At 68.9% G+C, this 24,931-nt stretch carries 27 protein-coding genes; 17 read left to right on the top strand and 10 right to left on the bottom strand.

All coding sequences use genetic code 11. The features are described from left to right. The first annotated feature begins 50 nt into the window (after positions 1-50). Genes ACFLIM_RS28875 through ACFLIM_RS28850 form a run of 6 tightly spaced genes read left to right on the top strand, consistent with a single transcriptional unit; the run spans position 51 to position 4,871 of the window. Entirely contained in the window at positions 51-989 is a 939-nt protein-coding gene (locus ACFLIM_RS28875; RefSeq protein ID WP_393170710.1) for an ABC transporter substrate-binding protein, read from the top strand. Next, positions 986-1,759, top strand: coding sequence for an ABC transporter permease (locus ACFLIM_RS28870; protein WP_393170708.1), 774 nt, complete (start codon positions 986-988; stop codon positions 1,757-1,759). Before ACFLIM_RS28875 ends, ACFLIM_RS28870 begins: the two co-directional genes overlap by 4 nt. After that, the gene (locus ACFLIM_RS28865; RefSeq protein ID WP_393170706.1) at positions 1,756-2,505 is read left to right on the top strand and encodes an ABC transporter permease; all 750 of its coding nucleotides are present in this window, start codon (positions 1,756-1,758) and stop codon (positions 2,503-2,505) included. The genes ACFLIM_RS28870 and ACFLIM_RS28865 overlap by 4 nt, the downstream gene beginning before the upstream one ends. Next, positions 2,498-3,271, top strand: coding sequence for an ABC transporter ATP-binding protein (locus tag ACFLIM_RS28860; protein WP_393170704.1), 774 nt, complete (start codon positions 2,498-2,500; stop codon positions 3,269-3,271). The genes ACFLIM_RS28865 and ACFLIM_RS28860 overlap by 8 nt, the downstream gene beginning before the upstream one ends. Next, complete coding sequence (locus ACFLIM_RS28855; protein ID WP_393170702.1) at positions 3,268-3,399, top strand: hypothetical protein; 132 nt, start codon at positions 3,268-3,270, stop codon at positions 3,397-3,399. The genes ACFLIM_RS28860 and ACFLIM_RS28855 overlap by 4 nt, the downstream gene beginning before the upstream one ends. An 11-nt stretch (positions 3,400-3,410) precedes the next feature. After that, positions 3,411-4,871: a benzaldehyde dehydrogenase gene (locus tag ACFLIM_RS28850; protein WP_393170700.1), complete on the top strand. Its 1,461-nt coding sequence runs from the start codon at positions 3,411-3,413 to the stop codon at positions 4,869-4,871. 9 nt (positions 4,872-4,880) lie between these two features. On the opposite strand, the gene ACFLIM_RS28845 is transcribed toward ACFLIM_RS28850, so the two are convergent. After that, entirely contained in the window at positions 4,881-5,729 is an 849-nt protein-coding gene (locus ACFLIM_RS28845; protein ID WP_393170698.1) for a bifunctional methylenetetrahydrofolate dehydrogenase/methenyltetrahydrofolate cyclohydrolase, read from the bottom strand. 237 nt (positions 5,730-5,966) lie between these two features. On the opposite strand from ACFLIM_RS28845, the gene ACFLIM_RS28840 reads away from it, so the two are divergent. Both ACFLIM_RS28840 and ACFLIM_RS28835 read left to right on the top strand, forming a co-directional pair. Next, a complete protein-coding gene (locus ACFLIM_RS28840; RefSeq protein ID WP_393170696.1) occupies positions 5,967-6,179 on the top strand; it encodes a hypothetical protein in 213 nt (70 codons plus the stop codon). Next, complete coding sequence (locus ACFLIM_RS28835) at positions 6,179-7,102, top strand: ROK family protein (protein ID WP_393170693.1); 924 nt, start codon at positions 6,179-6,181, stop codon at positions 7,100-7,102. Before ACFLIM_RS28840 ends, ACFLIM_RS28835 begins: the two co-directional genes overlap by 1 nt. 32 nt (positions 7,103-7,134) lie before the next feature. Here ACFLIM_RS28835 and ACFLIM_RS28830 read toward each other — a convergent pair whose 3' ends face one another. The 3 genes from ACFLIM_RS28830 to purN all read right to left on the bottom strand — a co-directional run bounded on the left by ACFLIM_RS28830 (position 7,135) and on the right by purN (position 9,601). Then, entirely contained in the window at positions 7,135-7,311 is a 177-nt protein-coding gene (locus ACFLIM_RS28830) for a hypothetical protein (RefSeq protein WP_393170692.1), read from the bottom strand. A 122-nt stretch (positions 7,312-7,433) separates the two neighbouring features. Then, the gene (gene purH, locus ACFLIM_RS28825; RefSeq protein WP_393170690.1) at positions 7,434-8,975 is read right to left on the bottom strand and encodes a bifunctional phosphoribosylaminoimidazolecarboxamide formyltransferase/IMP cyclohydrolase; all 1,542 of its coding nucleotides are present in this window, start codon (positions 8,973-8,975) and stop codon (positions 7,434-7,436) included. After that, positions 8,972-9,601 (bottom strand): phosphoribosylglycinamide formyltransferase, encoded by a 630-nt coding sequence (gene purN / locus ACFLIM_RS28820; RefSeq protein ID WP_393170688.1) that lies wholly within the window; start codon positions 9,599-9,601, stop codon positions 8,972-8,974. Before purN ends, purH begins: the two co-directional genes overlap by 4 nt. Positions 9,602-9,677: 76 nt before the next feature. Here purN and ACFLIM_RS28815 point away from each other — a divergent pair, with 76 nt between their 5' ends. After that, positions 9,678-10,097 carry a hypothetical protein gene (locus ACFLIM_RS28815; protein WP_393170686.1) on the top strand — a complete coding sequence of 140 codons (420 nt, stop codon included), beginning with the start codon at positions 9,678-9,680 and terminating at the stop codon, positions 10,095-10,097. 13 nt (positions 10,098-10,110) lie between these two features. Here ACFLIM_RS28815 and ACFLIM_RS28810 read toward each other — a convergent pair whose 3' ends face one another. From ACFLIM_RS28810 to sucC, 3 genes are all read right to left on the bottom strand, one after another. Next, complete coding sequence (locus ACFLIM_RS28810; protein WP_393170684.1) at positions 10,111-11,745, bottom strand: cell division protein PerM; 1,635 nt, start codon at positions 11,743-11,745, stop codon at positions 10,111-10,113. A 284-nt stretch (positions 11,746-12,029) separates the two neighbouring features. Next, positions 12,030-12,905, bottom strand: coding sequence for a succinate--CoA ligase subunit alpha (gene sucD, locus ACFLIM_RS28805; protein WP_393170682.1), 876 nt, complete (start codon positions 12,903-12,905; stop codon positions 12,030-12,032). 3 nt (positions 12,906-12,908) lie between these two features. Further along, complete coding sequence (sucC, locus tag ACFLIM_RS28800; protein ID WP_393170680.1) at positions 12,909-14,090, bottom strand: ADP-forming succinate--CoA ligase subunit beta; 1,182 nt, start codon at positions 14,088-14,090, stop codon at positions 12,909-12,911. A gap of 278 nt (positions 14,091-14,368) precedes the next feature. On the opposite strand from sucC, the gene ACFLIM_RS28795 reads away from it, so the two are divergent. Continuing rightward, positions 14,369-15,172 carry a hypothetical protein gene (locus ACFLIM_RS28795; protein ID WP_393170678.1) on the top strand — a complete coding sequence of 268 codons (804 nt, stop codon included), beginning with the start codon at positions 14,369-14,371 and terminating at the stop codon, positions 15,170-15,172. A 135-nt stretch (positions 15,173-15,307) separates the two neighbouring features. On the opposite strand, the gene galE is transcribed toward ACFLIM_RS28795, so the two are convergent. Further along, on the bottom strand, positions 15,308-16,291 hold the full coding sequence (gene galE, locus ACFLIM_RS28790; RefSeq protein ID WP_393170676.1) for a UDP-glucose 4-epimerase GalE: 984 nt from the start codon (positions 16,289-16,291) through the stop codon (positions 15,308-15,310). A gap of 266 nt (positions 16,292-16,557) precedes the next feature. Between galE and ACFLIM_RS28785 the strand changes: the two genes are divergently transcribed. The 6 genes from ACFLIM_RS28785 to ACFLIM_RS28760 all read left to right on the top strand — a co-directional run bounded on the left by ACFLIM_RS28785 (position 16,558) and on the right by ACFLIM_RS28760 (position 20,691). Next, on the top strand, positions 16,558-18,009 hold the full coding sequence (locus ACFLIM_RS28785; protein ID WP_393170674.1) for a glutamate--cysteine ligase: 1,452 nt from the start codon (positions 16,558-16,560) through the stop codon (positions 18,007-18,009). Then, entirely contained in the window at positions 18,006-18,650 is a 645-nt protein-coding gene (locus ACFLIM_RS28780) for a neutral zinc metallopeptidase (protein ID WP_393170672.1), read from the top strand. Before ACFLIM_RS28785 ends, ACFLIM_RS28780 begins: the two co-directional genes overlap by 4 nt. A 108-nt stretch (positions 18,651-18,758) precedes the next feature. Next, entirely contained in the window at positions 18,759-19,040 is a 282-nt protein-coding gene (locus ACFLIM_RS28775) for a WhiB family transcriptional regulator (RefSeq protein WP_393170670.1), read from the top strand. A 61-nt stretch (positions 19,041-19,101) separates the two neighbouring features. Beyond that, a complete protein-coding gene (locus ACFLIM_RS28770) occupies positions 19,102-19,785 on the top strand; it encodes a CPBP family intramembrane glutamic endopeptidase (protein ID WP_393170669.1) in 684 nt (227 codons plus the stop codon). A gap of 280 nt (positions 19,786-20,065) precedes the next feature. After that, positions 20,066-20,266: a type II toxin-antitoxin system VapB family antitoxin gene (locus ACFLIM_RS28765; RefSeq protein WP_393170667.1), complete on the top strand. Its 201-nt coding sequence runs from the start codon at positions 20,066-20,068 to the stop codon at positions 20,264-20,266. Beyond that, positions 20,260-20,691: a PIN domain nuclease gene (locus ACFLIM_RS28760; protein WP_393170665.1), complete on the top strand. Its 432-nt coding sequence runs from the start codon at positions 20,260-20,262 to the stop codon at positions 20,689-20,691. The genes ACFLIM_RS28765 and ACFLIM_RS28760 overlap by 7 nt, the downstream gene beginning before the upstream one ends. Positions 20,692-20,705: 14 nt before the next feature. Here the strand turns inward: ACFLIM_RS28760 and ACFLIM_RS28755 are convergent, their stop codons facing one another. Next, positions 20,706-21,425, bottom strand: a complete 720-nt coding sequence (locus ACFLIM_RS28755) for a PIG-L deacetylase family protein (protein ID WP_393170663.1) — start codon at positions 21,423-21,425, stop codon at positions 20,706-20,708. A gap of 96 nt (positions 21,426-21,521) precedes the next feature. Here ACFLIM_RS28755 and pcrA point away from each other — a divergent pair, with 96 nt between their 5' ends. Further along, a complete protein-coding gene (pcrA, locus tag ACFLIM_RS28750; protein WP_449291484.1) occupies positions 21,522-23,771 on the top strand; it encodes a DNA helicase PcrA in 2,250 nt (749 codons plus the stop codon). A 42-nt stretch (positions 23,772-23,813) separates the two neighbouring features. Here the strand turns inward: pcrA and ACFLIM_RS28745 are convergent, their stop codons facing one another. Next, positions 23,814-24,767: a L,D-transpeptidase gene (locus ACFLIM_RS28745; protein WP_393170661.1), complete on the bottom strand. Its 954-nt coding sequence runs from the start codon at positions 24,765-24,767 to the stop codon at positions 23,814-23,816. Positions 24,768-24,931 lie beyond the last annotated feature (164 nt).

The following is a 24,931-nucleotide window of genomic DNA, read 5'->3' as shown; positions in this document are numbered from 1 at the left end:
TTGTTCGGTCAGAGAATACATGTGCGCATAGCGAACAACTAGGAGTAGCCGTGCGTCGCGCTCTCATTCTCCTCGCCGCTTTACTCGTGACGGCCTGCGGCGGGACGCAACCCTCTGCGCCCGGCCAGGCCCAAGGGAAAGCGAAGGTCAACGCCGGTGTGATCGCGATCGTCGACACCGCTCCGATCCACCTCGGCAAGGCCAAGGGCTTCTTCGACGAGCAGAACATCGATCTCACGATCACCCCCGTCGCGGGCGGCGCGGCCAGCATCTCGGGCGCGGTGAGCGGGCAGTTCCAGTTCGCCTTCGCCAACACGACCTCCCTGCTGACCGCCAAACAGCAGGGGCTCGACGTGAAGGTCGTCGCCAACGGCGTCTCCTCGACCGGCGAGCAGGGCAAGGACTTCAGTGCGGTGCTGGTCAAACCGGACAGCCCGATCAAGACGGCCAAGGACCTGGCGGGCAAGAAGATCTCGGTCAACCAGCTCAAGAACATCGGCGACACGACCGTACGCGCCTCCGTACGCAATGCCGGGGGTGACCCGACCGGCATCGAGTTCGTGGAGCTGGCCTTCCCCGACGCGCCCGCCGCGCTGCAGAGCGGCCAGGTGGACGCCATCTGGGTGGTCGAGCCGTTCGTCAGCCAGGCCATCAGCCAGGGAGCGCGCCCCGTGGCCTGGAACTTCGCCGACGCCGCCCCCGACCTGACCGTCGCCATGTACTTCACCACCGGCAAGACCGACGCCGACCTGACCAGGCGGTTCACGGCGGCGATGCGCAAGTCGCTGGAGTACGCCGACGCGCATCCCGACGAGGTCAGGGAGGTGCTGAAGACGTACACCAAGATCGCTCCGGAGGTGATCGCGAAGATCTACCTGCCGAAGTGGCCGGTCGAGGTGAACAAGGCGTCCGTGCAGACCGTCGCCGATCTGGCGCTGGCCGACGGGATCCTCAAGGAGAAGGTCGACGTCTCGGCGCTGGTGCCGTGACCCGTACCGGACTGGGATACGGTCTCGCCGGGCTGGGCGGGCTGCTGGCGCTCATGGAAGCCGTGCCACGGCTCGGGCTGGTCGACGAGCGGTTCCTGCCGCCCGCCTCGCTGATCCTCGGCACGCTGGCCGGGCAACTCGGCACGCCGGAGTTGTGGATCGCGCTAGGCGAGACCATGCGCGGCTGGGCGCTCGGGCTGGCGCTGGCGTTCTGTGCGGCGGTCGGGACCGGGGTGGTCATCGGGATCGTGCCGGGCCTGCGCGCGCTGACGAACTCCACCATCGAGTTCCTCCGACCGATCCCCTCGGTCGCGCTGGTGCCGCTGGCGACGCTGCTGTTCGGGCCGTCGATCGGGTCGACGCTCCTGCTGGTGGTGTACGCGTCGTTCTGGCAGGTCCTCATCCAGGTCCTGTACGGGGTCGCGGCCGTGGATTCGGTGGCCTTCGACACCGCCAGGTCGTACGGGTTGTCGGCCTGGTCGCGGGTCAGGCACCTGGTGTGGCCGACCGCGCTGCCGTACGTCATGACCGGGCTCAGGCTGGCGGCGGCGGTGGCGTTCATCCTGGCGGTGACGGCCGAGCTGGTGATCGGGAGCCCTGGGCTGGGGGCCGAGATTCAGGTGGCGCAGAGCAGCGGGGCCGTGCCGGCCGTGTACGCGCTGATCGTGCTGGCCGGGCTGGTCGGCATCGGGGTGAACGCGGCCGTCCGGCTGCTCGAACGCAGGGTGCTGGCCTGGCATCCGGCCGTGCGTGCGGAGGTGGCCGCATGAGAGTCGTCAAGTTCCTGGCCCTGCCGGTGCTGCTGGTGCTGGGCTGGTGGGCGGTCAGCGGGAGCTCGTTCTACCTGCCGGGTCCCGGGCCGGTGGGCCGCGCGTTCGCCGAGACCTGGTTCTCCGAGCGGGTGGTCGACGACGTGCTGCCGAGCGTCGCGCGGCTGCTGGCCGGCTATGTGGTGGCGGGGCTGGTGGGCGTGGGGCTCGGGGTGCCGATCGGGTTGTCGCGGCGGCTGCGGGCCACGCTGGAGCCGGTGCTGGAGTTCTTCAGGGCCATCCCGCCGCCCGTGCTGGTGCCGCTGATCATGTTGCTGGCCGGGATCGACACGCCCATGAAGGTGCTGGTCATCGTCTCCGGCTGCGTGTGGCCGATCCTGCTCAACACCGTGGAGGGCGTACGGGCGCTGGACGAGGTCCTCGCCGACACCTGCCGCATGTACGGCGTACGCGGTGCCTCCAGGATGCGGCGGTTCGTGTTGCGCGGCGCCAGCCCGCAGATCATGACGGGGCTGCGGCAGGCGCTGTCCATCGGGATCATCCTCATGGTCATCAGCGAGATGTTCGCCAGCTCCAGCGGGCTGGGGTTCACGATCGTGTTGTTCCAGCGGCAGTTCCAGATCGCCGAGATGTGGAGCGGGATCCTCCTGCTCGGACTGCTCGGCCTGGGGTTGTCCGTCCTCTTCCGCCGCCTGGAGCGGCGGGTGTTGTCCTGGTACTACGGGAGTGGAGCCGCCCGTGCTTGAGATCTCCTCGTTGCACAAGGTCTACGAGAGCCCGGGACGCAAGGTCGAGGCGCTGCGCTCGATCACCTTCGGCGTGGGCGCCGGCGAGCTGGTGTGCGTGGTCGGGCCGTCCGGCTGCGGCAAGACCACCTTGTTGCGGTGCGTCGCCGGGCTGCTGCCGGTCAGCGGGGGCGAGGTGCGGGTGGCCGGGGTGCCCGTCACCGGGCCGCCGCCGCGCATGGCCGTGGTGTTCCAGGAGTACGGCCGCAGCCTGTTCCCCTGGATGACCGTGCGGCAGAACGTCGAGCTGCCGTTGAAGGAGAAGCGGGTGCCTGCCGGGCGGCGGCGGGAGCTGGTCACGGACTCGCTGTCCGCCGTCGGGCTCAGCGACGCCGCCGAGGCCCATCCGTGGCAGCTCTCCGGAGGTATGCAGCAGCGGGTGGCGATCGCCAGGGCGGTGGCGTACGAGCCGCAGGTGTTGCTGATGGACGAGCCGTTCGCCGCCGTGGACGCGCAGACCAGGGCTGACCTGGAGGACCTGATCCTGCGGTTGTGGCGGGACCTCGGCGTGACCACGCTGTTCGTGACCCACGACATCGACGAGGCCGTCTATCTGGGGCAGCGAGTGATCGTGTTGTCCTCCTCCCCTACTGTGATCATGGAGGATCTGAAGATCGATCTGCCTCCCGAACGTGATCAGCTGACCACGCGGTCGCTGCCCCGGTTCGGGGAGTTGCGGGGGCACGTCTACCGGCAGATCCAGCGGGCCAGGGGGGCGGCGCGGTGAGTACGGTCAGGGACGCCGCGTTCGACGTGCTCAGGCGGTACGGGCACGAGGCGCCCGCGCTGGCCGCCCGCGAGGAACCCCTGCTGCTCGACGTGACCGTGACCGTGAACCCGGATTTCCAGCCCTGAGGAGGCTCACCATGACGTTCCTTGACCCCAAGATCTGGACCGGCTCGATCTTCGACGGCGGATGGACGGCCTCGCAGGCCGGGGACGCGCCGGTCGTCGAGCCCGCCACCGGCACCGAACTCGGCCGCGCGGGCACCGCCGGCGCCCACGACGTGGCGGCCGCCGCCGTACGGGCGCGGAAAGAGCAGCGGGCGTGGGCGGCGACCCCGTACGAGGAAAGAGCGGCGCTGCTGCGGCGGGCCGGGCGGCTCTTCGAGGAGCACGCGCAGGAGATCCAGGACTGGATCGTGCGCGAGTCCGGGGGCGTGCCGGGCAAGGCGGGGTTCGAGACGCACGTGGCGGCGCAGGAGTGCTACGAGGCGGCGGCGCTGGCCTCGCAGCCGCTCGGCGAGGTGCTGCCGACCGCTCGCAAGCGCCTCAGCTTCGCGCGGCGGGTGCCCGCCGGGGTGGTGGGGGTGATCGCGCCGTTCAACTTCCCGCTGATCCTGGGCATCAGGTCGGTCGCTCCGGCGCTCGCGCTGGGGAACGCGGTCGTGTTCAAGCCGGACCAGCGCACCGCCGTCTGCGGCGGGTTCTCGATCGCGCGGGTCTTCGAGGAGGCCGGGTTGCCGAGCGGCCTCCTGCACGTGTTGCCCGGCGGCCCGGAGGCGGGCCAGGCCCTGGTGGCCGACCCGAACATCCCGGTGATCTCGTTCACCGGCTCCACCGCGGCCGGGCGCAAGGTCGGCGAGGCGGCGGCGCGCCTGCTCAAGCGGGTGCACCTGGAGCTGGGCGGGAACTCGGCGCTGGTCGTGTTCGACGACGCCGACCTCGAACCGGCCGTGTCCGCGGGCGCGTGGGCGTCGTTCTTCCACCAGGGGCAGATCTGCATGACCTCCGGCCGACACCTCGTGCACGAAGCTGTCGCGGAGGAGTACGTGGAACGCCTCGCCGCCAAGGCCACCGGCCTGCCGGTCGGCGATCCGGCCACCGGGCAGGTCGCGCTCGGCCCGCTCATCGACGCCCGGCAGCGCGACCGGGTGCACCGGCTCGTCACCGAGAGCGTGGCGGCCGGGGCCAGGCTCGCCGCGGGCGGGACGTACGACCGGTTGTTCTACCGGCCGACGGTGCTGGCGGGGGTGTCCGCCGCCGCGCCCGCGTACGCGGAGGAGGTGTTCGGGCCGGTGGCGCCGGTGACGACGTTCGCCACGCTGGAGGAGGCCGCGGCGCTGGCCGCGGACTCCGAGTACGGCCTGTCGCTGGGCATCCTCACCCGCGACGTGATGAAGGGGCTGGCGCTGGCCGACCTGGTGCCGACGGGCATCGTGCACATCAACGACCAGACCGTGGACGACGAGGCGGTGGCGCCGTTCGGCGGGGTGGGTGCCTCGGGGACGGGTGCGCGGTTCGGCGGCACGGGGGCGAACATCGACGCCTTCACGGAGACACAGTGGGTCACCATGCAGGGGGACATCGCCGCGTACCCGTTCTGAATCCTGGGATCACGAGCGGCGTTCCGCGGCCTCCACGACGTTGGACAGGAGCAGGGCGCGGGTCATGGGGCCGACGCCGCCCGGGTTGGGCGTGAGGAACCCCGCGACCTCCGCCACGTTCAGCGACACATCTCCGGCGATCTTGCCCTCCACCCGGGAGACGCCCACGTCGAGCACGGCCGCGCCGGGCTTGATCATGTCGCGCGTGATCAGCTCGGGCACGCCGGCCGCCGCCACCACGATGTCCGCCCTGCGTACGTGGGCGGCCAGGTCCTGGGTGCCGGTGTGGCAGAGGGTCACGGTGGCGTTCTCGCTGCGGCGGGTCAGCAGGAGGCCCAGCGAGCGGCCCACCGTGATGCCGCGGCCGACCACGGTCACCTCCGCGCCCTTGATCGGCACGCCGTACTCCTGCAGAAGAAGCACGATGCCGTGCGGGGTGCACGGGAGCGGCGCGTCGACCATGTGGACGAGGCGGCCGAGGTTGACCGGGTGCAGGCCGTCGGCGTCCTTGGCCGGGTCCATGCGTTCGAGCAGGGCCATCGTGTCGAGGTGCTTGGGCAGCGGGAGCTGGACGATGTAGCCGGTGCACGCGGGTGAGGCGTTGAGCTCGTCGATGGCCGCTTCGACGTCGGCCTGGGCGGCGGTCGCCGGGAGGTCGACGCGGATGGAGGCGATGCCCACCTCGGCGCAGTCACGGTGCTTGCCCGCGACGTAGATCTGGCTGCCGGGGTCGTCACCCACGAGCACGGTGCCCAGGCCGGGTACGATGCCGCGTTCCTTGAGCGCGGCCACCCGGATCGTGAGGTCTGACTTGATCTTGGCGGCGGTGGCCTTGCCATCGAGTTTCACTGCGCTCATGCCTCAATCCTTCCATGCCTCCCCTCGACCAGTGCTACCGCCACCACCAGCGTTCACGAGGCAGCCCACTGGTTATCCACAGACACCAGGCAGTCGGCCCTCGGTTATCCACAGGCGATCGCTGACATCGTTGTCATTGATCTTGGAAGGGCTTAGTGTTACGGGCGCCAGCAACATCCTCCCGGAGGTCTCCTTGCCTTCTCGCTTGTTGTCCGCCGAGTCGAGGGCGCGCTGCCGGTGTCCGACGTGTCGGGTGCCGTGGTGGGCCGCGGCTTCGCACTTCCCGATGTCGACACGGCCGAGCATCCATGGACACTCGACAACCCGGCCAACACCTGGTTCGGCCTGTCCGCCACCGCGAAGGTGGATCTCGGCGAGAGAGTACAACTCGTCCCCGGCCTAGAGCACCCTGGCGATCCCCGCCGGCCCGACAACCACCACAAACACTGATGACCTGCGTACTTGCCATTGATATCGGAGGAACCAAGCTCGCCGCCGCGCTGGTGGACGAGGCGGGTTCCGTCTTACGTTCCGCGACCCGGCCCACGCCGCGTACGGATGTCATGTCCGCCTTGGCGGCCCTCATCGCGGAGGTGACCGAGGGCGGCCCGCGACCGCAGGCCGTCGGGATCGGTTGCGCCGGGCCGCTCGATCTCGCCGCCGGAACCGTGAGCCCGGTGAACATGCCCAGCTGGCGCGGTTTCCCGCTCCGTGAAGAGGTTCGGAAGCTGACCGGGCTACCCACCGTGCTCGCGGGCGACGCGCAGTGCTTCGCGCTCGGAGAGCACTGGCTGGGGGCGGGGCGCGGCAGCACGTCGCTGCTCGGAATCGTCGTGTCCACCGGCATCGGCGGCGGCCTGGTAATGGACGGCGCCCCGTTGCTCGGCCCCACCGGAAATGCCGGGCATGTCGGGCACATGAGCATCGACCCCTACGGCGAACGCTGCGAATGCGGCGGCCGTGGCTGCGTGGAACGCTATTCGAGCGGCCCGAACCTCGCCCGCTGGGCCCTCGACAACGGCTGGTCACCTGCCGCCGGCCGATCGGAGGAGAAGGCGGACGCGCGAGCGCTCGCCAGGGATGCGGCGGCGGGTGATCCGGTCGCGGTGGCGGCCTTCGAACGCGGCGCCCGGGCACTGGCCGGGATGATCGCCTCCACGGCGGCGGCGGTCGAGATCACCACGGTGGTCATCGGCGGCGGCGTGTCGGCGGCGGGAAAGGTGCTGTTCGACCCGCTGGAGCGCATGCTCGACGACGTGGCAGGACTGGCGTTCGTCCGGGCGGTACGAGTGCACCAGAGCACCCTGGGCGTGCACGCGGCCCTGGCAGGAGCAGCCCGCTTAGCCTGGCACCACACGCCCCCGGCCCTCTAGTGGCTCCGTGAGCATCGGGGGACGGGCTGGTGCTACTCGCGTTCGGCGGCCTGGGTCTCGCGGCGCTCGATGATCCGGCGGGTGAACGGGATGATCTCCACGACGCGGCTGCCGAGATAGGCGCCGATGAAGGCGAGCACCAGGAGGACGAAGGGGCTGGTGGCGAAGCCGTTCATGGTCACGAAGGCCTGCAGGAGCGGGTCGAGCAAGGGGAACTCCCGGGTGGACAAACGGGACAGGGGAAACCATTAGGTTAACCGCACCCGGGAGGTGCTTGCCCCTGAAAAGGGCAAAGGGCGACATGATCGGTCATGTCGCCCTTTAGGGGTGATCAGTGGAAGAAGTGGCGAGTGCCGGTGAAGTAGAGGGTGATGCCCGCCTTCTCGGCCGCCTCGATGACCTCCTGGTCGCGGATGGAGCCGCCGGGCTCCACGATCGCGCGTACCCCTGCCTCGATCAGCACCTGCGGGCCGTCGGGGAACGGGAAGAACGCGTCGGAGGCCGCGACCGAGCCGGTCGCGCGCTCGCCTGCTCTGGTGACCGCCAGGCGGCACGAGTCGACCCTGTTCACCTGGCCCATGCCCACGCCCACGGTCGCCCCGCCGCTGGCCAGGAGGATGGCGTTGGACTTGACCGAACGGCAGGCGCGCCAGGCGAACTCCAGGTCGGCCAGCACCTCCGGCGAGGCGGGCGCGCCGGTCTTGAGCTCCCACTGCGAGGGAGCGTCGCCGGGCGCGTCCACCCGGTCGACCGACTGCACCAGGAGACCACCGTCGATCTTGCGGAACTCCGTCGGCTGCTCCGGCCGCTCCGGGCACAGCAGCAGGCGCAGGCTCTTCTTGGCCCGCAACACCTCCAGCGCCGCCGCGTCGTAGGCGGGGGCGACGACCACCTCGGTGAACACGTCCGCGATCTGCCTGGCCAGCTCCACCGTCACCGCGCGGTTGACCGCGATCACGCCCCCATACGCCGACACGGGGTCGCAGGCGTGCGCCTTGCGGTGCGCGTCGGCCACGTCGGAGCCGATCGCGATGCCGCACGGGTTCTGGTGTTTGATGATCGCCACGCAGGGGTCGGCGAAGTCCCAGGTGGCCCGCCAGGCGGCGTCGGAGTCGAGGTAGTTGTTGTAGGACATCTCCTTGCCGTGCAGCTGCTCGGCGTTGGCCAGACCGCCCGGGCCGCCGGTGTAGAGCGCGGCACCCTGGTGCGGGTTCTCGCCGTAGCGCAGGGTCGCCTTGCGCTGGTATGCGGCACCCGTGAACGAAGGGAACTCCTCCTCGTTCCCGTACGCGCCTGCGAACCAGTTCGCCACGGCCACGTCGTACGAGGCCGTGTGGGCGTACGCGATGCCCGCCAGCCGCCGGCGCTCGGTCAGCGTGAAACCGTCCTCGGCCAGGGCGTTGAGCACGTCGCCGTAGAAGCCGGGGTCGACCACGACGGCGCAGGTGTTGTGGTTCTTCGCGGCGCCCCGGATCATGGCGGGACCGCCGATGTCGATCTGCTCGACGCACTCCTCGTCGGACGCGCCCGAGGCCACTGTCTCCTGGAACGGATAGAGGTTGACGACCACCAGCTGGAACGGGTCGATCTCCAGCTCCTCCAGCTGGGCCACGTGGTGCGGCTTGGTGACGTCGGCCAGCAGCCCGGCGTGTACGCGCGGGTGCAACGTCTTGACCCGCCCGTCCAGGCACTCCGGGAACCCGGTCAGCTGCTCGACCTTCGTCACCGGGATCCCGTACGACGAGATCGCGGCCGCCGTGCCGCCGGTCGAGACGATCTCCACCCCGGCGCCGTCGAGGGCCCTGGCCAGCTCCTCGAGCCCGGACTTGTCGTAAACGGCGATCAACGCGCGCCGGATGGCGATGCGAGTCACGTGGATTCCCCTCCTGATTGGTTGCCGATGCGAACGGTACGTCCGCTGACCGTCCAGCCCTCGCGAGCCATCCGGCCGACGATGTCGACGAGCAGGCGGCGCTCGACGGTCTTGATGCGCTCGTGCAGCGCGGCCTCGTCGTCATCCGGAAGCACGGGCACCGCCTCCTGCGCGATGATCGGCCCGGTGTCGATCCCCGCGTCGGCCAGCATCACCGTGCAGCCGGTCACCTTGACCCCGTGGGCCAGCGCGTCCCGCACGCCATGGGCGCCGGGGAACGACGGCAGCAGCGCCGGATGGGTGTTGAGCACGGGAAAGGCGTCCAGCGTCGGCGCGCCCAAAATTTTCATGAAGCCCGCCGACACGACCAGGTCGGGCTCGTACGATGCGATCTTGGCCGCGATCGCGAGATCCCAGTCGGCCCGCGTCGCATGATCGCCCAATTTTTCGACAAATGTCGGGACTTCTGCCTTCGCCGCCCTGGCCAGCCCTTCGATGCCCTCCCTGTCGGCGCCGACCGCTACCACGCGAGCCCCGTACGACGGGTCGGCAGAAGCGTCCAGCAGGGACTGTAGGTTGGTTCCAGAGCCGGAGACGAGGACGACGAGCCGCCCAGCCTTAGACACGCACACTCTCCAAAGAGGAAACAGGGTGGGGCTGCCAGCGTATCTGTTCCTCGTCCGGCGACGCAGAGGAGGTCAGGTGTCGACACCGGTGCAGGCACCGGCAGGCCAGCAACCCGCTGACTCAGCGGGCCGCCGAGCGATCTGGTTGTCCATCGCAGCGCTGGCCATGACGTTCATGTTGCCGCTCGCCGGCCTGGTCATGGCGCTGTTCGCGTTGATGGCCGGGATCCGGGCGCTCCCGCTGCTGAAGGCCGCGGGCCGGCCCACGGGCGTGGCCGCGGGCGGCATCACCATCTCCTCGATCGCGCTGGTGCTGTCCGCCATGGCCACGGGGATGCAGCTCTACCTGATGGACGAATACTCGGCCTACCAGGAGTGCATGAAGGGCGCCGGCACGGTCTCGGCGCAGGGCGAGTGCTTCACCCAGTTCAGGGACGCGGCCCAGCGCAAGCTCCCGGCGGACGTGCTGGAGCTGCTGGGAGCCATGCAGCCATAGCCGGTCGAGGGCTCTAGTCGCGATCCCAGGCGTAAGGGTCGACGTAGATGACGTGGCCGCCCCGGTCGTCCGACTCGTCCACGATGTCCTTGCGCGGCGGGCGAGCCGCCGGCTCGGGCTCGGGCGGGCGCGAGCGGGCCTGGGCCAGCGTCTCCGCCTCCGCCGAGGCGTGCTCGTCCTGCCAGTCGTCCCTGATGACCGGGATCTCCTGGGTGTCGGCCTCGGTGGCGTCCATCCAGTGGCCGGGCAGCGGGCGCGGGTCGGACTCCGCTAGCCCCACCTTGCTCGCCGCCTTGGCGATCGCGGCCCCCGCCTTGCGTACGGGAGCGGCGGCCTTGTCGAGCGGCGCGCGGGCGCGCTTGTTGAGCAGCAGCAGGTTGGCCACGCCGGCGGAGATGCCCGCGGCCACCCCGACTTCGAGCGCCACCGACAACGCCACCTCCCAAGGCGACGGCCCGATCGCCGACAGCCGCCCGCCGCCGATGGGCCCGCCGGACAACGCCGCCAGCAGCCCCGCCACGCCCCCGGCGGAGACCCCGGTGAGGAACCCCCACAGCGGCGCCGCCTCGTACGACGGCGAAGGCGAGATCCTGGCCACCATCACCCCGGCCACGGCCCCCGCCGCGAACGGCAGCGCGATCACCGCCATCATCCACGCCGGCACCGGCCCGCTCTCCGGCAACGCCCCTAGCAGCGGCAGGCTCGGCACCGTGCCGAGCTGCACTCCCGTGGGCGCGACCAGGGTGTCGGCGCCGATGGCGAACCCGGGCCCGGCGATGTAGGAGGAGGCCCAAACGACGGCGTTCAGCAGGTAGAGGAGCTGCAGCAACAGCAGCAGCACCCCGCCCACGAACCCGGGCGAAAGCACCCCGGACAACTCGCTGACCTGCCCGAAGTTCAGCACGACGGCGACCAGCACCAGCACCAGCCCGGCCACGAGCAGCACCGCCGTGGCGACCGCCGTGCCCACGGTGAGGGCGCGCACCCGCTCGGGCAGCAGCCGCAACATGGCCCGCCACGGCCCGATCGTCCGCGCCGTGGCCAGCGCCCCCGCCAGGAACGCCAGCACGAAGTGGCTGAGCAGCGCCTCGCCGATGAACGGCTGCGTGATCTCGTTGCTCGCCACGAGCGCGATCAACCCCGCGAGCAGCGCGTACGGGGCCGCCAGCGAAACCCCCGCCTGCACCACCAGGACGAGCTGCGCCCGGCGACGGGCCTGGGCCTGCTCCTTCGGACTGTTCTTCGGCAACCGGGCCGGCAGCCGAAGCCGCAGGTCGGCGTCGCGCGCCATCCATCGCCCGGCCCGGTAGAGCAGCATGGCGGGCAGGATCATCAGCCCCAGAGGCAGCAGCCCGACCCGCCCGCCGGGAATCGCGAACCCGGCGTGGTGCGCGGCCAGCCAGAGCTGCGCCGCCGTCCGGAACACCCCCGGCAGCCCGGCCCCCAGCGTGCCGCGCGGCGCGGCGATCCAGCCGACCAGCGTGAGCGTGGTGAGCGCCGCCAGCCCGACGCCCAACGTGAGGGCGGCGGCGAGCATCCCGGAAACGGGCAACGGCCGCCTCGACTCGTCGTCGTCGCTCGAAACCCCGGGCAACTTGCCGAGCACAGACCGGGGGGCAGTACGCAACTGGTCGAGAATCGCCGTCACAGTAGGCGATTTTCTCAAGCTTTCCCGACCAGCGCTTGGTTGACGCGCCGCCTGCTACCCACTTTGTGCTTCTCTCTCCCTCTCCCATCTTGTACGCTCCGCCGGGGTTACCCCACCCACCGACCGGGGCCGGGCTCTGTCCAGGGAGACGCCTGCTGACCCGGTCAGTGGCGCGCCGCCGCTACGACGCCCTGTGGGCCGTCTCCGTGGTGATTCGTGGGCAGTCCAGACATGGGAAAACCCCGTGCGGTGGAGAACCGTACGGGGCTTTCTGGGGGAAGTGATCAGCGGGCCTGCATGATTTCGCGCATGAGGCGGGCGGTCTCGGAGGGGGTCTTGCCGACGCGGACGCCGACCTTCTCCAGGGCCTCCTTCTTCGCCTGGGCGGTGCCGGCGGAGCCGGACACGATGGCCCCGGCGTGTCCCATCGTCTTGCCCTCAGGCGCGGTGAAGCCCGCGACGTAGGCCACGACCGGCTTGGTGACGTGCTGCTCGATGTACGCGGCGGCCCGCTCCTCGGCGTCACCGCCGATCTCGCCGATCATCACGATCGCGTCGGTGCCCGGGTCCTCCTGGAACGCCTGGAGCGCGTCGATGTGGGTGGTCCCGATGACGGGGTCGCCACCGATGCCCACCGCGGTCGAGAACCCGAAGTCCCGCAGCTCGTACATGAGCTGGTAGGTCAGGGTGCCCGACTTGGAGACCAGGCCGATGCGCCCGGCGGTGGTGATGTCGGCGGGGATGATGCCCGCGTTGGAGGCGCCGGGGGAGGCGATGCCGGGGCAGTTGGGGCCGATGATGCGGGTCTTGTTGCCCTTGGCCACCGCATACGCCCAGGACTCGGTCGAGTCGTGCACCGGCACGCCCTCGGTGATCACCACGCAGAGCGGGATCTCGGCGTCGATGGCCTCCTTGACCGCGTCCTTGGTGAACTGCGGGGGCACGAACACGACCGACACGTCCGCGCCGGTCTGCGCCATGGCCTCCTTGACCGTCCCGAACACGGGCAGGCCCTCATGCGTGGTGCCCGCCTTGCGGGCGTTGACGCCGCCGACGACGCGGGCGCCGGAGGCCAGCATGCGGCGGGTGTGCTTGGTGCCCTCTCCGCCGGTCATGCCCTGAACGATGATCTTGCTGTTCTCGGTCAGCCAGATAGCCATGAGTCACACACCTGCCGCAGCGAGCTCCGCGGCCCGCTTGGCCGCGTCGTCCATCGTGTCTACCAGCTCGACCCGCGGGAGCGCGGCGTCGGCCAGGATCTGCCGCCCGAGCAGGGCGTTGTTGCCGTCGAGGCGGACCACCAACGGGTGGGTCACGGCCTCGCCGCGGCTCTCCAGCAGCTTGAACGCCGAGACGATGCCGTTGGCGACGGCGTCGCAGGCGGTGATGCCGCCGAAGACGTTCACGAAGATCGACTTGACGCTCGGGTCGGAGAGGATGATCTCCAGGCCCGCGGCCATGACCTCGGCCGAGGCGCCGCCGCCGATGTCGAGGAAGTTGGCGGGGGACGGCTTGCCGGGGAGCGCCTCACCGGCGTAGGCCACCACGTCGAGGGTGGACATCACCAGGCCCGCGCCGTTGCCGATGATGCCGACGTCGCCGTCGAGCTTGACGTAGTTGAGGTCCTTCTCCTTGGCCTTGGCCTCGAGCGGGTCCTCGGCCGCCCTGTCGGCCAGCGCCTCGTGGTCGGCCTGGCGGAACGTGGCGTTGTCGTCGAGCGTGACCTTGCCGTCGAGGGCCTTCACCTGGCCGTCGGCCGCCAGGATCATGGGGTTGACCTCGACGAGCGTGGCGTCCTCATCGACGAAGCAGCACCAGAGCTTCTCGATGAGCTCGGCGGCGCCGTCGAGCGCCTGCTCCGGCAGGCCGCCGGCCACCGCGATCTCGCGGGCCTTGGCGCGGTCGATGCCGGTCAGCGCCGAGACCGGCACCTTGGCCACCTTCTCGGGCGCGGTGTGAGCGACCTCTTCGATGTCCATGCCGCCCGCGGCGGAGCAGATCGCGAGGAACGTACGGTTCGCGCGGTCCAGCAGGAAGGAGAAGTAGTATTCCTCCGCGATCGCGCTGGCCTCCTCCACGAGCACCTTGTGGACCGTGTGGCCCTTGATGTCCATGCCCAGGATGGCGCCGGCCTTCGTGACGGCGTCGGCGGCGTCGTCGGCCACCTTCACACCGCCGGCCTTACCCCGGCCACCGGTTTTGACCTGGGCCTTGACGACAACGCGGCCGGTCAGCTCCTGGGCGGCCGACCGTACCTCCTCCACGGTGTGGGCGACGATGCCGCGTGGCACCGGGATGCCGTAGTCAGCGAAGAGCTCCTTCGCCTGATGTTCGAACAGGTCCACGAGGGTCCGTCCTCTTTCCGTTGACTGATGTTCGACGGCCCGGGCAACCCCGTGCGTGCCGGGCGTTTCCGCCAGTGAAGCCTAGCCCGAAGCTTGACCTGCCCAGGTCATCGGGTCAGGGGTTCTCCCGCTATGTGACGCTGATCTCACTACTCCACGACGGCCTCTGCACGAAAAATGCATGGATTCGGCATCGTACGCCCCGACACCCGATATACGGCCGTGATCTTCAATTGGCAGGCTTCTGCTCCCTCTCCTCTTGAATCAAAGGAAAACGCATGAAGCGAATTCTCGCGGGCCTGGCGTTAGCCACGGCCGCCGCGCTCGTGACCGCCACGCCCGCGCAGGCGGCGCCGGCGGATCCGGTGAAGGCGCTGAAGAAGCAGTTCGTCTCTGGGCACGGGGTGCGGTTCTCCGAGACGGCGCGGATCACCGTGGACGGCAAGAGCACGGGGACCACCAAGACGACGGGGTCTTTCGAGTTCGGCAAGTCGGGAATCGTCGCCTCCGACCTCAGGAACCGGGGCCAGCTCAAGGGGGCGTCCGGAGAACTGCTCAGCCCACCGCGCACCATCACGGTCGGCGGCCACAGCTACGCGCAGGGCGGGATGTACAGCGAGGACCTGCCCGAGGACAAGAAGTGGGTGCGGTACGCGGGTGAGGCGGCGGGCGCCACCCAGAACCAGATCATCGACGTTTTCGACCCGAAGGTGCTGAAGGCCGTCGTCTCGAAGGCCAAGAGCTTCAAGGGCGGCACGTACCAGGGCTCTCTTACCTACAACGAACTAGGCAGGATCTACGGCCAGAAGGTCACCGGCCGGTTCGGCAAGATCAAGATCGACTATCGGCTGGCGGTCGACTCCAAGGGCCTGGTGACCAGGCTCGAGTCCGGCTGGACCATGGACTTCGGCGTCCTCGGCAAGACCCGCTCCGTCACGGAGACCCGCTTCATCGGGTGGGGTTACAAGCTCAAGATCAAGGCTCCGGCCGAGGACCTGTGGATCGACGTCGCGGACCTGGGCGAGGACGCCGAGACCCCGACGGAGATCCCGCAGGGCTCCATCGACGCGTTCATCCACTGAGGCAACCGGCCCTCGACATCCCGGCCGAGGCGCTCAGCCGCCTCGGCCTTCAGGACACCAGTGCGGCCTTGCCCAACTGCGGGTGTTCGGCCAGTTCGGTCAGGGTGAGCGGACCCGCGGCCCGCAGCTGGCCGATCAGGTCCAGCCCAGGCGGGACTCTCGCAGGGCCGCCCATTCGAGTGAGTGCCGGATGCCCTCCTCGATGGAGTGGCCGGCCTGCCAGTCCAGCAGGCGGCGGGCCCGGTCGCTGCGGGTGTAGGCGCCGGCCACGTCACCGGGGCGGGCGGCGGCCTCGACGACCTCGATCGGGCGGTCGACGACGCGGTTGAACGCCTCCGCCAGCTCGCGGACGGTGGTGCCCGCGCCGGTGCCCAGATTGATCACATTCGCAGCCAGTTCATCGAACCTGCGCAGAGCCGCCACATGGGCGGTGGCCAGGTCCCAGACGTGGACGTAGTCGCGGATGCCCGTGCCGTCTCGCGTCGGATAGCCGGTGCCGGTGAGCTGGAAGGGCACGCGGTCCTCGTACGCCTCGATCATCTTGCCCAGGGCGTGGCTGGGGCGGCGCAACTGCAGGCCGGTGCGCATCTTCGGGTCGGCGCCGATGGGGTTGAAGTAACGCAGGGAGAGGATCCTGATCGGGCGACCGGCGGCGATGTCGGCGAACATGGCCTCGCACACCGCCTTGGTCTGCGCGTACGGGCTCTGGGGGTCCAGCGCGGACTCCTCGTCGACCGTGTGATCGTCGCCCGCGCGGTAGATGGACGCGGAGGAGCTGAAAATCATCCGTTCGCAGCCGTTGCGGAGCAGGTGATCGACGAACTCGAGGCTCTTGGCGACGTTCGCCCGGTAATAGCCGATGGGGTCGGCCACGGAATCCGGCACCACGATGAGCGCCGCGCAGTGAACGACAGCCGAAATATCCGGATTTTCGGCAAATATCTTGTCAATCAGTGGCCCATCGCTGATATCCCCCTCATAGAACACCCTTCCCGCGGCGAACTCGCGCCGCCCCGTCACCAGACTGTCGAGAATCACGGGCACGATCCCGGCATCCAGGCACGCCGACGCGACCGTGCTCCCGATATATCCCGCCCCACCAGTAATCAACACACGCATCCCAGCACCCTAACTGGATCCGGTTCCGTAGGTGGCTGAGGCTGTGGATAACGCAAGGCCGCAAGCTGTGGAAAACCCCCATCCTGTACGGCTTCGCACGGTGGGCCGCCACCCGCCATACGTGGCTGAGGACCTTCCAGGAACACGGCCGCTGAACCCGTCAGTAGCGCGCCGCCGCTACGGCGCGCACTGTGGGCCGGCGTCGTGGTCAAAGGCACTGGTCTTGTCGGCGTTGGCGTGCGACATTTCCTGCTATGGGCAGGGACGTGCCAGTCGTCGTGTTCAGCCGGGACGACCGCCGGAAATATCGCGAAAAAGTGCGACGATGCCTCGACGTCTTCGCCCAGATGTTGGGTGAATCCCGCTTCGAGCTCGAACGCCCGCTCGCCGGCCTGGAGATCGAGCTCAACATCGTGGACGCGCGCGGCGAGGCGGCCATGCGCAACGCCCAGGTGCTCGCCGCGATCGAAGAGCCGGACTGGGCGACGGAGCTGGGCCAGTTCAACATCGAGATCAACATCGAACCCCAGGAGCTGGGCGGCGACGGGGCGCTCCGCCTCGAGAACGACGTCAGGACCCGGCTCAACCACGCCGAGGAACGCGCCCGTTCGCAGGACGGCCACCTGGTCCTGATCGGCATCCTGCCCACGCTGCGCGAGCAGGACATCGGCGAGGGAACGCTCTCGGCGAACCCCCGCTACCGCCTGCTCAACGAGCAGATCTTCGCGGCCCGCGGCGAGGACCTGCACCTGGCCATCGAAGGCGTCGAACGCCTCGACACGCACGCCGACAGCGTCGCGCCCGAGGCCGCCTGCACCAGCGTGCAGCTCCACCTGCAGGTCAGCCCCGAGGCGTTCGCCGCACACTGGAACGCGGCCCAGGCCATCGCGGGCCCCCAGGTCGCGGTGGCGGCCAACTCCCCTTACCTGTTCGGCAAGGAGCTGCACCGCGAGACCAGGATCGCCCTGTTCGAGCAGGCCACGGACACGCGTCCGGCGGAGCTGAAGGCGCAGGGTGTGCGGCCGCGGGTCTGGTTCGGGGAGCGGTGGATCACGAGTGTCTTCGACCTGTTCGAGGAGAACGTCAGCTACTACCCGGCCCTGCTGCCCCTCTGCGAGGACGAGGACCCGCGTACCGAGCTCGAACAGGGACGTATCCCCCACCTCCACGAGCTGACCCTGCACAACGGCACGATCTACCGGTGGAACCGGCCGGTGTACGCGGTGGTGAACGGGATGCCGCACCTGCGGGTGGAGAACCGCGTACTGCCTGCCGGGCCTTCCGTGGCGGACATCGCGGCCAACGCGGCCTTCTACTACGGGTTGATGCGGGTGCTGCCGTACGCCGAGCGGCCGATCTGGAGCCAGATGTCGTTCCAGGCGGCGCAGGACAACCTCGGCGCCGCGGCCAGGCACGGGCTGGACGCCCGGCTGTACTGGCCCGGGATGGGAGAGGTGCCGGCGGCCGAGCTGATCCTGCGCCGCCTGCTGCCCATGGCGCACGAAGGGCTGGCCAAATGGGGCGTGCACGGGCCGGTCGCCGACCGGCTGCTCGCCATCATCGAGGGCCGCTGCCTGACCGGTCGTACGGGGGCGAGCTGGCAGGTCGAACGGGTGCGCGCGCACGGAGGCGACCGGCACGAGGCGCTGCGCGCCATGACCCTCGACTACATCGAACGCATGCACACCAACGAGCCCGTGCACACTTGGGATGCGTGAAGCCCGTGACCCGTGCCCTGATCTTCGCCCTGGCCCTGCTGCTGACCGCCTGCGGCCTCGCCAGGCAGCCGTCCATGGACGCCCAGGGGGCCGACTCGTTCGAGGACGACGTCCGTAGTGCGCGTACGCTGACGGAGTCGTTCTGGAAGCAGCAGTTCGACCAGCTGGGCCGAACTTATCGGCCTATCGCCGACTTCATCCCCTACTCCGGGAGCTCCGGCCCGAGCTGCGGCGACGAGCCCTCTGTCCCGAACAACGCCTTCTACTGTCCTCTCGGTCACTTCATCGCCTATGACCAGAATTGGATGGAGTCGCTGTGGGACGGCATGGGGGACGGATCGGTTTATCTGATCATCCCGCATGAGTTCGGGCATGCCGTCCAGGCCCAGCTCCAGACCGGGTTCGAGCTGAACGTACAGATGGAGCTCCAGGCTGACTGCTACGCGGGCGGCACGCTGTCGGCGCTGGTCAGCTCGGGGACGCTGCGGGCGGAGGCGGGCGACGAGAACGAACTGTTCACCAGTTTGGCGGCGGCGGGCGACCCCACGGACGACTGGTTGAACCCGGCGGCGCATGGGACGGCGGAGCAACGGCAGACGTCGTTCCTGACGGGCTACCGGAACGGCGTCGGCGCCTGCTGAGACCGTACGTGCCGGGAGCCCGATCGGACCTGGGGATGTACACGCTGGGGAACCGATCGGACCCCGGGACGTATATCCGGGTCAACCCACAGGATGATGTGTGTGATCATGACCACGCTCTACCTTGGGTTCATGCCTTTGGAGGAGATCGGCTGGCTGCGCAGGGGTGCGTGCAGATCCAGCGACCCTGACCTCTTCTTCCCCCTCGCACCCACGCCCATGCAGGAGGCGCGCGCCAAGGCGGTCTGCGCGAGCTGCCAGGTCATCGAGGAGTGCCGCTCGTACGCCTTACGCGAGGGCGAGTCGGAGGGCATCTGGGGCGGGCTCACCCCGGAAGAACGCCGCCGCACCCGCTTCCCGGAGGGTTGGCGTCGCCCCGCCGCCAGCTGACCCTCCGCAGGCCTGGGCGAGAGGCGGGACCGCACGGCTACGCGGGACGTAGCCTGCAAGGGTGCTGCTTCGCTCGATCGCCGTCCTCGCCGCCGCCAACGTCCTGAACAACAGGGTCGCCCCGCGCCTGGGGCCTCTGACGTCCGCCGCCGCGACGGCCGCCCTGGTGGCGATGGCTCGCAGGTCCGGGCTGTCGTGGCAGGAGCTGGGTTTCGAGCACGGCCGCCGGGGCGCCATAGCGGGAGGCGCCTTAGCGGCGGCGGTGGCGGCCGTTTACACGGTCGGCATCTCGACGCCGCGCACCAGGCCGTTCTTCCACGACGAGCGCGCCCTGTCGCTCTCGCGCGCCCGCGTGCTGGAGGAGGCCCTCATCCAGGTCCCGTTCGGCACGGTCCTGCTGGAGGAGGTCGGTTTCAGGGGCGCCCTGTACGCCATGCTGCGCCAGCGTCGCGGCACGGTCGCCGCGACGGCGATCTCCTCGACGCTGTTCGGCCTGTGGCACATCCTCCCGGCCATCGACATGGCCCGGGCCAACCCGGCCCTCGGCGCCCTGACGGCAGGCGAGTCCCCTGACCACCTGGACACCGCCCGGGTGGTGGCGGGGAGCGTGGTGTCCACGGCGGCGGCCGGAGTGCTGTTCTGCGAGCTACGCCGCGGCGGCGGCCTCCTGACTCCAGCGATGCTGCATCTGGCCACCAACTCCTTCGGCTACCTCTTCGCCCGGATCGCCGCCAAGCGCAAGTAAGCACTTCAAGCGAAAGCCGATTCGCCCCTTTCGGATAAGTATTGGCCACTCAGCGTGAGCGCTTCGACCTTCGCGAGGTGGATGATCGACTTGCCGAGGCGAAGAGTTTTCGCCCGCTGGAGGAAGATCCTCCACCGGCCGTTGGATCGTTCCCCATCAGTCTCATCTTGCTGCTCTAACGTCTCCGCGACGCTCTCCCCAAGGCGGTTACCGACTTGAGGAGCGCGTATATCAAGATCACGAGTTCTGATATACGCTGGAGGTACGGAGGTGGTGTTGTATGCGGACAGTTATCGACATCGACAAGGATCTTCTGGAAGTCGCTCAGCACGAATTGGGGACATCGACCATGAAGGAGACCGTCAACGCGGCCCTCGAGGAGATCGCCCAAAGGGCAAAGCGCCGCGAGGCCTTCGAGTACTGGCGTACCCGGGACAATACCGATCTTCTGGACCCGGAGATCATGAAGGGGGCGTGGTAGCCACGGGCGTGGTCTATCTCATCGACAAGAGCGCACTGGCGCGCATGCCCCATCCGGTGGTCCACCAGGCACTCGAGCCGCTCATGCTCGACAAGATGCTGGCCGTCTGCGAGGTCACGCAGCTCGAAGTGCTCTACAGCGCGCGTGACCCGGAAGGCTACGAACGGGACCTCTATCACCTGCGCGAGGACTTCCGTTTCCTGTCGATCCAGGACAGGGAGGCGGGGACACGGGCGGTGGACGTCCAGGCGATGCTCGCGCGCAAATCGCACCACCGGGCCGTCGGTCCCAACGATCTGCTGATCGCCGCCTGTGCCGAGGTGCACGGGGCGACGATCCTGCACTACGACCGCGACTTCGACATCATCTCCGAGGTCACCGGGCAGCCGTCGCTCTGGGTGGTGCCCCCGGGATCCATACCCTAGGAATCCAAACCGGATCATGCCGTGGGGACGACCTGGAAGCCTTCCGCGTAGCGGCCTTCGGCGAAGCCGGCTTGCTCGGCCCAGGCCGCGAAGCGGGCTTTGACGAAGTCGGTGAAGCCTTCCACGTGGGAGATCTGGCTCACATGCGACTGCAAGGCCGCGAGCTTGCGGTCCATGACCTCCGTGACGTCGACCCAGTGGTTGGGGGTCGAGCCGCCGTTCAGCCAGACCTCGCGTACGGTCCACGCCTCCAGGCCCTCCTCCTCGACCAGCTCCGGGAAGGCGTAGGGGTTGCGGGCGTCCGGGTAGACCGCGTCGAGGGTGGCGCCGCCCACCGCTCGGTGGTCCGGGTGGCTGGGGGCGATGAACTTGTAGTTTCGATCCGGGTGGTGGGTGATGACCAGATCCGGCTTGACCTGGCGGATCACCCTGGCGATGGCGCGCCGCAGCTCCAGCGAGATCACCACCTGGCCGTCCGGGTAGCCCAGGAAGCGTACGTCCGTGACGCCGACCGCCTTGGCGGCGGCCAGTTGTTCGGCCCGGCGGAGCTCGGCCATGCCCGAATTGTCCAGGGCACGCTCGTTGCCGCCCGCGTCACCGTCCGTGACCAGCAGGTACGTGACCTCCACGCCCCTGTCGGCGAACAGCGCCACGCTTCCCGCCGAACCGAAATCGGCGTCGTCCGGGTGGGCGGTCACGACGAGTACCTGGTTGATCTCGGTGTCCGGCAGCATGGCTCCCCTTTCTGGAACTTTCTTTTGAGCACAACCGGCACCCCGGCGATGGCATTCCGGGCGCCGATTGTCGGTGGGGCGTCTTAACCTAGGTAGGTGCCGACCCAAGTCTCTGTTGACCACCCCTTGCTCGACGGCCTCAACCCGCAACAGCGCGAGGCCGTGATCCATCATGGCGGTCCGCTGCTCATCGTGGCGGGGGCGGGTTCTGGGAAGACGCGGGTGCTCACCCATCGCATCGCCTATCTGCTGGCCGAGCGCAAGGTGCATCCGGGCGAGATCCTGGCGATCACCTTCACCAACAAGGCCGCCCGCGAGATGAAGGAGCGCATCGACAAGCTGGTCGGGCCGCGTTCCAAGGTGATGTGGGTGATGACGTTCCACAGCGCCTGCATGCGCATCCTGCGGCGGGAGGCCAAGCGGCTCGGGTTCCCGTCCAGCTTCTCGATCTACGACCAGGCCGACTCGCAGCGGCTGATGGCGATGGTCTGCAGGGAGATGGAGCTTGATCCGAAGCGTTACCCGCCGCGTTCGTTCTCGGCCCAGGTCAGCAACTTCAAGAACGAGCTGATCGACTACGAGACGGCGCTCGACAAGGCGGGCTCGCATCTGGAGCGGACGCTGGCGCAGGCGTACCGGGCCTATCAGCTCAAGCTGACCGAGGCCGGCGCGATGGACTTCGACGACATCATCATGAACACGGTGACGTTGTTCCAGCTCTTCCCCGAGGTGGCCGAGCACTACCGGATGCGGTTCAGGCACGTGCTGGTGGACGAATACCAGGACACCAACCATGCCCAATACATCCTGATCAGGGAGCTGGTGGGGCATCCCGAGCTGCGGACTGCGGACGGCGACGTGGTGCGGCCGGGGGCCGACCAGTCCGAGCTCTGCGTGGTGGGTGACGCCGACCAGTCGATCTACGCGTTCCGGGGTGCGAGCATCCGTAACATCCTGGAGTTCGAGCGGGACTATCCGGATGCCCGGACGATCTTGCTGGAGCAGAACTACCGCTCTACCCAGAACATTCTGGCCGCGGCCAACGCCGTGATCGCGCGCAACGAGTCGCGCAAGCCCAAGAATCTCTGGTCCGACCAGGGTGACGGGCCGAAGATCGTCGGATACGTCGCCGACAACGAGCACGACGAGGCCATGTTCGTGGCCCAGGAGGTCGATCGGCTCAGCGACGAGGAAGACGTCAAGGCGGGCGACGTCGCGGTGTTCTACCGGACCAACGCCGCTTCCCGGGTGTTCGAGGAGATCTTCATTCGCACCGGGCTGCCGTACAAGGTCGTCGGGGGGGTGCGCTTCTACGAGCGCAGGGAGGTCAAGGACCTGCTGGCCTACCTGCGCGTGCTCGCCAACCCGGCCGACGTGGTGTCGATGCGGCGCATTCTCAACGTGCCCAAGCGCGGCATCGGCGAGCGGGCCGAGGCGATGATCGAGGCGCTGTCGTCGCGCGAGCGCATCTCGTTCTGGGACGCGCTGCGCCGGGCCGACGAGGCGCACGGGATGGCGACGCGCTCGCTCAATGCCGTACGCGAGTTCGTCGCGATGATCGAGGAGCTGATCGCCAAGGCCGAGGGCGTGCCACCGTCCGCGCTGGCCGAGGAGGTGCTGGTGGCGACCGGCTACCGCGCCGAACTGGAGGCTTCCGAGGATCCGCAGGACGAGTCCCGGCTGGAAAACCTCAACGAGCTGATCTCCGTGGCCGCCGAGTTCGAGGAGGCCAATCCGGAGGGCACGCTGGTGGAGTTCCTGGAGCAGGTTTCGCTCGTGGCCGACGCCGACCAGATCCCCGACGCGGACGGCGGGCAGGGGGTTGTCACGCTGATGACCCTGCACACGGCCAAGGGGCTGGAGTTCCCCGTGGTCTTCCTGACGGCCATGGAGGACGGGGTGTTCCCGCACATCCGGTCGCTGGGAGAGCCGAAGGAGCTGGAGGAGGAGCGACGGCTGGCCTATGTGGGGATCACCCGGGCTCAGCAGCGGCTTTACCTCACGCGGGCGGCCGTACGCAGCTCGTGGGGGGCGCCGTCGTTCAATCCGGCTTCGCGCTTCGTGAGCGAGGTGCCGGGCAAGCTCATCGACTGGCGTACCGATCCGGAGAAGTCCGCCTGGAGCGCCGCCACGCGGCGCGAGCCCGCGCCTCGGCCCGCTCCTTCGAAGGGCGGGCGCACCGTGCCCTCGCTGGCGCCTGGTGACCGGGTCACGCATGACGCGTTCGGGCTGGGCACGGTGGTGTCCGTGGACGGGGTGGCGGAGAAGACCAAGGTCAAGATCGACTTTGGTAGTGGTGGGGAGAAGACGCTGCTCCTGGCTTATGCGCCGCTTGAAAAGCTCTGAGGGCTGCGAGCCGCCCTCTCAGGTTGAGGGCGGCCCGTACGGTCAGCTCTTCAGGGCGCTGCCCTTCTTCCACTGGGTCCAGTTGAGCTGCCAGTAGCTCCAGCCGTTGTTCCAGGCCAGCTTGCGCTTCGTGCCGGTGATCTTGACTACGTCACCGCGCTGGGCGATGCCGTAGAACCACCTGGCCCCCGCCGGGGTGGCTCGTACGCAGCCGTGGCTCTGGTTGGACCGGCCCAGGTACTGGTAGTAGCCGGCGCTCTGGTGGACGTACTCGCCGCTGTCGGAGATCCGGACCGCCCACGGGATCTCCTCCTTGTAGTAGCGCGGGTCCTTGGGATCCGTCACGCCCATCCAGGAGGAGGTCATGGTCTCCACGGCCTTCTTGCCCATCGTGAGATGGACGCCGCTGGTGGTGAGGTAGACGTCCACGCCGTTCCTGTTCAGGCCGCCCCTGCCCGCGCTGATCGGGATCTTCTTGGTGATCTTGCCGTCGCGGTAGACCTTCATCGTGTGCTTGCGGGTGTCGACCACGGAGACGTTCGACGTGCCGACCGCGAAGCGGCGAGAGACGTCCTTGGTGCCCGTGTTTCCGGGTAGTTGTGACAGGCGGGCGGTGAAGAGGACCTTCTGGTGGGGCTTCCAGTACGTCTTGGTCCGGTAGATGACCTTGCGCTTCGACACCCAGCGCCAGGCGCCCTCGACCGGCCTGTCCGCCTGCACCTCCAGCAGCGCCTCCACGGCCGCCTTGTCTTTGACGTCGCGGTCGAACGTGACGATGATCGGGAAGCCTACGCCGACCTTCTCCGACTTCTCCCCCATGGGGGTGATGTCGGCGATTTCCAGCTTGATCTTCTTCGCCGGGGCCGTGATGGCGGCTGCACCAGCGGCTGCCTGCATCGCCGGGGCATGGTGCGGAACGGGGACGCTTTCCGCCGCACAGGCCGTCATGGTGACCAGTGCGACCAAGGCCGGCAGCATCCGGGGGAAGCGATTCAAGGGGGTTACTCCTGGGCTATGTGCTTGTCTCCTTTATGTGTGACAACCGGAACCGATGTTTCGTAGTCATATGGGCGATAACTATCCTGTAACGGTCCAAATGCACGCCGTACCGACCCCTGCGTCGTGGCGGTTTTCGGGGGGTTGTGGGGGTGTTCTGAGGC

Origin of the sequence: Nonomuraea marmarensis, from assembly GCF_043197025.1 — a bacterium.
In the GTDB taxonomy this organism is placed as follows: Bacteria; Actinomycetota; Actinomycetes; order Streptosporangiales; family Streptosporangiaceae; genus Nonomuraea; species Nonomuraea marmarensis.
The sequence above is the reverse complement of the archived record's forward strand: the minus strand, read 5'-3'. Positions and strand labels throughout refer to the sequence as shown.